The following is a 6,889-nucleotide window of genomic DNA, read 5'->3' as shown; positions in this document are numbered from 1 at the left end:
GACGACGAAGGCGAGACTCGGCAGGACCGACTCCAGGATGCCGCGCCAGCCGCCCATCGCGGTCCAGACGACCTTCTGCGTGCTCTCGCTGCTGTCCGCGCCGAGCCCGGCGCGGCGCGCCGCTCCGCCCAGCGCCGCGCCGATCAGGTCGGCCGCGGACGGCTCAGCGGGCGCAGCGGTGTCCTTCTCGCGCGCGTCCTGCTCGCGGTCGGCGTCGGTCACGCCGAGCCCGGCGTGGACGGCATCTTCAGCGGGATGAGGTCGCGGGGCGGCATCGGGGATCCGCCGCGCACGACGACGATCGAGCGGAACAGGTCCTCGACCTGCTCCGCCGCGGCCGGGTCGGAGGCCGCCTCGCCGCCGATGACGCCGCGCAGGAACCAGCGCGGGCCGTCGACGCCGATGAAGCGCGCCAGGCGCATCTCGGAGCCCTCTGCGGCGGTCGCGGGCACCTCGGCCAGCAGCTCCTTGCCCAGCGGACCCTCGCGCTCCTCGACGCGACCGCCCTGGGTGCGGATCTGGTCGCGCAGCTGCACGCGGGTCTCATCCCACAGGCCGCGCGTGCGCGGCGCCGCGAACGGCTGCACCTGCAGCGAGGAGTTCGCGTAGTCCAGGCCGACCGCCACGATGCGCTTGGTCTGCTCCTCCACCTCCAGCCGCAGGTTCAGGCCCTCGCGGGGCAGCACCTTGATGCCGCCGAGGTCGATGTAGGGGCGGACGGGGTTCGCCTCCGCGTCGTCGAACGGTCCCGCAGTGGCCCGGTCCTCCGGTGCCGACTTCAGCGTGGGCTCGATCTCTTCAGTCATTCGCTCTTTCCCTGGGTATAGCCGGTGGACCCGAAGCCGCCTTCGCCGCGGACGCTCTCGGGCAGCTCGTCGACGGGTTCGAAGTGCGCCTGGATCACGGGCATCACGATCAGCTGCGCGATGCGATCACCGACCGCCACATCGTACGCGTCCTTGCTGTCGGTGTTCAGCAGGCTCACCTTGATCTCGCCGCGGTATCCCGCATCGACCGTGCCGGGCGAGTTGACCACGGTGATGCCGTGCTTGGCCGCGAGTCCGCTGCGGGGAACCACGAAGGCCGCGTAGCCCTCGGGCAGCGCGATCCGCACGCCCGTGCCGATCAGGGCGCGCTCGCCCGGTTCCAGGCGCACGGCCTCGGTGGAGACGAGGTCGGCCCCGGCATCACCCGGATTCGCGTAGAACGGGGTGTGCGCGGCGATAATGGGGACGGCAACGGAATGAGTCACCCCATGAGGCTAATGCAGAACACCACGCAGGAAACGCGGGAGAGCTATCGCGAACGGCTGTCGCCGAGCCTGTGGATGCTCGTCACGATCGCACTCGTCGGCCCCATGGTGTCACTGGTGTTCGCACCGGTCGCCTCCAGCATCGCGATCGCGATCGGGGCGGCCGTCTCGCTGGTGCTCGTCGTCCTCAGCATCCTGCTGGCGCCGGTCATCAGCGTGCGCGGGACGGTTCTGCACGCGGGACGCGCGCACATCGACGCGCGCTGGCTGGGTGAGCCCGAGCACTTCACCGGGCAGGATGCCCGCGACAGGCGCACACGCGACATCGCGCGCGACGGATGGCATCTCATCCGGGGAGGCATCGACGGCCTCGTCGTGGTGCCGCTGACGGACCCGGACGACCCGATGCGCTCCTGGACCATCTCCTCGCGCACGCCCGATCGGCTCAGCGCTGCGATCCGCGCGGCGCGCGCAGCGGGCTGACGGGACAACCAGGCCGACAGCGCCGACCACGCCCGGAGAAGCAGAACGCGCCCCGAGCCGAAAGGCCGGGGCGCGCGCATACGGGTGTGCGTCAGGCGGCGCACTCCTTGCAGATGGGACCCTCGGGGCCCTCGTGGTCGAGCTGCGAGCGGTGCTTCACGAGGAAACAGCTCATGCAGGTGAACTCATCCTGCTGCGCAGGGAGCACGACCACATCGAGCTCCACATCGGACAGGTCCGCGCCCGGGAGTTCGAAGCCCGAGGGGTTGTCGGAGTCCTCGACGTCGGCGGCGCCGGACTGGTTGCTCGGCACACGCTCCTTGAGGGCTTCGATCGACTCGGAGTCGTCTTCGCTCTTACGGGGCGCGTCGTAGTCGGTTGCCATGTGGTGAATCTCCACTTCAGTGGTACGAGTGGTTTGTGGGGGAGCTGATTCGGGTGTTCAGCGGGCGTTAGTTTGCACGACCGCGGAGGATTTAGCAAATGCCTTCGCGTTCGCCCGGGGAAACTCACGGCGCGCCCAGAGTATTCCCGGACCTGAGCGGGTCATCGTGACAGCATGAACGCACACCCACCAGAGGGGCATCGGTATGGAAAACGTCACCATCGTCGGAACAGAAGCGGGAGTCCTCGTCCTCGCCACGGAGTCCGGGCAGCGCTTCGCGCTCCCGATCGACGACGTGCTGCACCGCGAGGTGCGCCGGGCGACCCGCGAGACGGAGCCCGCCGCCGCGCGACTGGCCGCGAGCCCCCGCGACATCCAGACCCAGATCCGCGCCGGGCTCTCGGCGTCCGAGGTCGCGGCGCTGCTCGGCGTCAGCGAGGCGGACGTCGCGCGCTTCGAGGGTCCTGTGCTCGCCGAGCGCGAGCACATCGTCGGTCAGGCCCTCGCCGTTCCGGTGCTGATCGGCAGCGAGGTCGAGCCCGACGCCCAGCCGACCTTCGGTGTCGCGGTGCGCGCCAAGCTCGCCGATCTGCAGGCGACCGACGAGCGCTGGGCGAGCTGGAAGGACGAATCGGGCTGGACCGTCAAGCTGGAGTTCACCGCCGACGAGGTCGAGCACGACGCGCGCTGGGCCTTCGACCCGCGTCGCAGCACGCTCTCGCCCCTGAACCCGGATGCCACGCAGCTCTCCCGCCAGGGCTCACTCCCCGAGGGGCTGATCCCGCGCCTTCGCGCGGTCGACCACGAGCGCGTCTCCCCCTACAAGGACGACAGCCGCTTCGACTCCGGGGCGTTCGGCCCCCGTCTGCTCCCCCGCCCGGAGGAGGAGGCCGCGGACGCACCCGCCGCTGAGCACTCCAGCGCCGCCGTGCAGGCGGCCGCCGCCCGCCGCGCGCCGGAGGAGAGCCACCCCAACGCGGAGACCGCGGATCTGCTGGAGGCGCTGCGACGCCGCCGAGGGCAGCGCGAGTCCGCTCCCCTGTTCGGCGAGGACGAGCACGATGAGCCCGCGCCCATCGCCCTGTTCGACGCCATCGAGGACGAGGCGCCCGCCGAGCCGGAACCGGCTCCGGAGCCCGAGCCGGCCGAGCAGCCCTCCGGCCGGCGCAAGCGCCGCAACGCGATGCCGAGCTGGGACGAGATCGTCTTCGGGGCCCGCACCGAGGAGTGATGCACGGATCGGACACCGATCCGCACGGTGATCAGCGCGAGAAGGCGCCCATCCGGATGAGCGGGACGCGCCACTCCTCCATGGTGAGTCCGCCGTGCTGGCCCACCATTCCCCGACCGCGCTGATCCGCCGCCTCGCCGTCGTAGAGGGCGTGATTCGAGCGCGCGATCACGAGCAGGTCGCCGATGCGCTCGCGCGCGGCATCCGTCACCACCCCGCCGAAGAGCCCGGCGTCGATCGCCTCCACGCGGCTGACCACATCGGCGAATCCGTCCAGGTCGCTACGCCAGCGGCTCAGGATGCCCGGCTGGTCTGCATCCGGCTCGGTGTACACGTGCAGCATCCGCGGTTCCCCGCCGATGTGCCGGATGCTGTCATGCCAGCCCCCCGCGGCGTCCAGGATCAGCTGCCGGTGCGCGGGCACGTCGACCATGCCGTGGTCGGCCGTGACCAGCACTCCCACGCCGTCCGGCACCCGTCGCGACAGCGCCGCGTCGATGTCCTCGAGGGCGGCGACCCATTCGGCGGAGTCGACGCCGTGCTTGTGCCCGGCCTTGTCCGCCTCCGGGAGATAGCAGTACACCAGGGCGCCGTCATGCGCGTCAGCGAGCTCCCATGCGAGCTCCACGCGCTCGGCCGGCGACCCGGCGCTGCGGAACTCCGCACCGCGCAGGATCGCATGGGTCAGTCCGGTGCCCGCGTGCGCGGCGACGCCCACCGCGAAGGTCGGATGCCCGGCGGCGGCCGCCTGCTCGAACACGGTCGCCCGCGGCTGCCAGGCCGTCGGGTCCACGCCGTCCCATTCCGTGAGCTGGTTGACGAGCACGTCGCGCTCCGGGTGCCGCACCCGGTAGCCGACCATCCCGTGCACTCCCGGCGCGGACCCGGTGAGCAGGCTGGTCAGTGCGGCGGCCGTCGTCGTCGGGAACACCGAGCCTGCGACGTCCTTCTTCGCCATCGCCGACACCAGCGTGCGGGCGTGCCCGGCGTGCGCGCGCAGCGGCAGGGCGCCGAGCCCGTCCACCACGACGAGCACGGCTGACCGCACATGCGGCAGCTCCCCCGGAGCGTCGCGCAGAGAGGCGAGCAGCTGGGGCGCCACCCCGGCGATGCTCCGCGTCGATTCGAGGCTGGACGGTAGCATGAGAGGCATCGGGGCCAGTCTTCCACAGGCGGCCCGCCCGCCCCGCACTCGTGCCCCGCCACCCGTGCGCACCCGAGCGTCCAGCAGGAAGTCCATGCCAAAGCCCTCGTCATCCGAGCCCGTCCAGGAGCGCATCCAGGACATCGACCTGTCCCAGGAGATGCAGGGCTCGTTCCTCGAGTACGCGTACTCGGTCATCTACTCGCGCGCCCTGCCGGACGCCCGCGACGGCCTCAAGCCCGTGCAGCGCCGCATCCTGTACCAGATGGCCGAGATGGGCCTGCGGCCCGACCGCGGCCATGTCAAGAGCGCGCGCGTCGTCGGCGAGGTGATGGGAAAGCTGCACCCGCACGGCGATTCCGCCATCTACGACGCCCTGGTGCGCCTCGCGCAGGACTTCGCGCTGCGCGTGCCGCTGGTCGACGGGCACGGCAACTTCGGCTCCCTGGACGACGGCCCCGCCGCATCGCGCTACACGGAGGCCCGGCTCGCGGCATCCGCTCTGGCTCTGACCGAGAACCTCGACGAGGACGTCGTCGACTTCGTCCCGAACTACGATGGCCAGTTCCAGCAGCCCGCGGTGCTGTCGGCGGCCTTCCCCAACCTGCTCGTCAACGGCGCCAGCGGCATCGCGGTGGGCATGGCCACGAACATGGCCCCGCACAACCTCATCGAGGTGATCGCCGCCGCCACGCACCTTCTCGAGAACCCGGATGCGACGACGGCCGAGCTGATGGAGTTCGTGCCGGGCCCGGATTTCCCCTCCGGCGGCATCCTGATGGGCCTGGACGGCGTCAAGGAGGCCTACGAGACCGGCCGCGGCGCGTTCAAGCTGCGCGCCAAGACCTCGATCGAGCCCCTCGGCCCGCGCCGCACCGGCATCGTCGTCACCGAGCTGCCCTACCAGGTGGGTCCCGAGCGCGTCATCGAGAAGCTCAAGGACGCCGTCAACGCCAAGAAGCTGCAGGGCATCAGCGACGTGCAGGACCTCACCGACCGCAAGAACGGCCTGCGCCTGGTCGTGACGGTCAAGACCGGGTTCGACCCGGCGGCGGTGCTCGACCAGCTGTTCCGGTTCACGCCGCTCGAGGACTCGTTCTCGATCAACAACGTCGCGCTCGTCGACGGGCAGCCCCGCACGCTGGGCCTCAAGGAGCTGCTGCGGGTCTACCTGCAGCATCGCATCGAGGTCATCGAGCGGCGCAGCCGCTACCGCCTCGCCCGCCGCAACGAGCGTCTGCACCTGGTGCGCGGGCTCCTGCTGGCGATCCTCGACATCGACGAGGTGATCCAGGTCATCCGCTCCTCGGACGACTCCGAGACCGCGCGCACCCGCCTTCAGCAGGTGTTCGAGCTCGACGAGGTGCAGGCCGAGTACATCCTCGAACTGCGCCTGCGCCGTCTGACGAAGTTCTCCCGCCTCGAGCTGGAGACCGAGCGCGACAAGCTGCTCGCCGAGATCGCCGAGCTGGAGAAGCTGCTCGCCGATCCCGCCCTCGTGCGCGCGCAGGTGGCGACCGAGCTGGATGCCGTGGCCGAGCAGTTCGGCACGCACCGGCGCACCCTGCTGCTGAACGCGGCACCGCCGAAGGCGCGCACGACGAAGTCCGCTGCAGAGCTGCAGCTCGCCGACGCGCCGACCACGCTGCTGCTGTCGACGACGGGACGCGCCGTGCGCGTGGATCTGGAGCCGGGGGCGACCATCGCGACGCCCGCCCGCCGCAGCAAGCACGATGCCATCCAGGCGCGCCTGGAGACGACCACGCGCAGTGAGATCGGCGCCGTCACGAGTGCGGGCCGGGTCGTGCGGTTCACGCCCATCGACATCCCGGCTGTGCCCGCCAGCTCGGTCGGACTCGGCGCCGGCGTGCGGATCCACGACTATCTGGGGCTCACCGATCGGAGCGAGCGGGTGCTCGCCCTGATCCGGTTCGACGACGACACGCCGCTGGCGCTCGGCACCAAGGACGGTGTCGTCAAGCGCATCGTACCGTCCGCCCTCGCGGTGCGTCCGGAGATCGAAATCATCGGTCTGAAGCCGAAGGACGTCGTCATCGGCGCCGCGCCGGCATCGGACGAGGCGGAGCTCGTCTTCGTCAGCTCGGATGCCCAGCTGCTGCACTTCCCGGCGTCGAACGTGCGGCCACAGGGCGCGCCCGCAGGCGGCATGGCGGGCGTGAAGCTCGGCTCGGGCGCCGAGGTCATCTCGTTCACCGTCGTCGCGTCCCCGGAGGAGGCCGTGGTCGTCACGGTCTCCGGCTCTGAGGGGATGCTGGCGGGAGCGGATGCCGGGCGCGCCAAGGTGTCGGACTTCGCAGAGTTCCCCGGCAAGGGTCGCGCCACCGGCGGTGTGCGCGCGCACGCGTTCCTGAAGGGCGAGGACCGGCTGCGGCT

General features: G+C 71.2%; 7 protein-coding genes and 1 pseudogene. 3 read left to right on the top strand and 5 right to left on the bottom strand.

Features of this window, described 5'->3' with window-relative positions; genetic code table 11:
- The 3 genes and pseudogenes from BGN97_RS04280 to dut form a co-directional block, all read right to left on the bottom strand.
- Positions 1–222 (bottom strand): annotated as a pseudogene (locus BGN97_RS04280) (DUF3159 domain-containing protein); the annotation flags it as partial.
- On the bottom strand, positions 219–806 hold the full coding sequence (locus tag BGN97_RS04275; protein ID WP_285631959.1) for a DUF3710 domain-containing protein: 588 nt from the start codon (positions 804–806) through the stop codon (positions 219–221). The pseudogene BGN97_RS04280 and the gene BGN97_RS04275, both read right to left, overlap by 4 nt.
- Positions 803–1,252: a dUTP diphosphatase gene (gene dut / locus BGN97_RS04270; protein ID WP_292698336.1), complete on the bottom strand. Its 450-nt coding sequence runs from the start codon at positions 1,250–1,252 to the stop codon at positions 803–805. Before dut ends, BGN97_RS04275 begins: the two co-directional genes overlap by 4 nt.
- A gap of 3 nt (positions 1,253–1,255) precedes the next feature.
- On the opposite strand from dut, the gene BGN97_RS04265 reads away from it, so the two are divergent.
- Positions 1,256–1,735: a DUF3093 family protein gene (locus BGN97_RS04265; protein WP_292698334.1), complete on the top strand. Its 480-nt coding sequence runs from the start codon at positions 1,256–1,258 to the stop codon at positions 1,733–1,735.
- A 91-nt stretch (positions 1,736–1,826) separates the two neighbouring features.
- Here BGN97_RS04265 and BGN97_RS04260 read toward each other — a convergent pair whose 3' ends face one another.
- Positions 1,827–2,120 (bottom strand): DUF4193 domain-containing protein, encoded by a 294-nt coding sequence (locus BGN97_RS04260; protein WP_292698333.1) that lies wholly within the window; start codon positions 2,118–2,120, stop codon positions 1,827–1,829.
- A 205-nt stretch (positions 2,121–2,325) separates the two neighbouring features.
- On the opposite strand from BGN97_RS04260, the gene sepH reads away from it, so the two are divergent.
- A complete protein-coding gene (gene sepH, locus BGN97_RS04255) occupies positions 2,326–3,351 on the top strand; it encodes a septation protein SepH (RefSeq protein WP_292698332.1) in 1,026 nt (341 codons plus the stop codon).
- A gap of 31 nt (positions 3,352–3,382) precedes the next feature.
- Here sepH and BGN97_RS04250 read toward each other — a convergent pair whose 3' ends face one another.
- Positions 3,383–4,504, bottom strand: a complete 1,122-nt coding sequence (locus tag BGN97_RS04250) for a nucleotide pyrophosphatase/phosphodiesterase family protein (protein WP_292698331.1) — start codon at positions 4,502–4,504, stop codon at positions 3,383–3,385.
- Between the two features lie 85 nt (positions 4,505–4,589).
- Here BGN97_RS04250 and BGN97_RS04245 point away from each other — a divergent pair.
- Positions 4,590–6,889 (top strand): DNA topoisomerase IV subunit A (locus tag BGN97_RS04245; protein WP_292698329.1); only part of this gene is annotated, 2,300 nt, incomplete at its 3' end.

This window comes from Microbacterium sp. 69-10 (genome assembly GCF_001897945.1).
Classification (GTDB): domain Bacteria; phylum Actinomycetota; class Actinomycetes; order Actinomycetales; family Microbacteriaceae; genus Microbacterium.
Note: the sequence above shows the minus strand (reverse complement) of the source record. Positions and strands in the feature narration are given on the sequence as shown.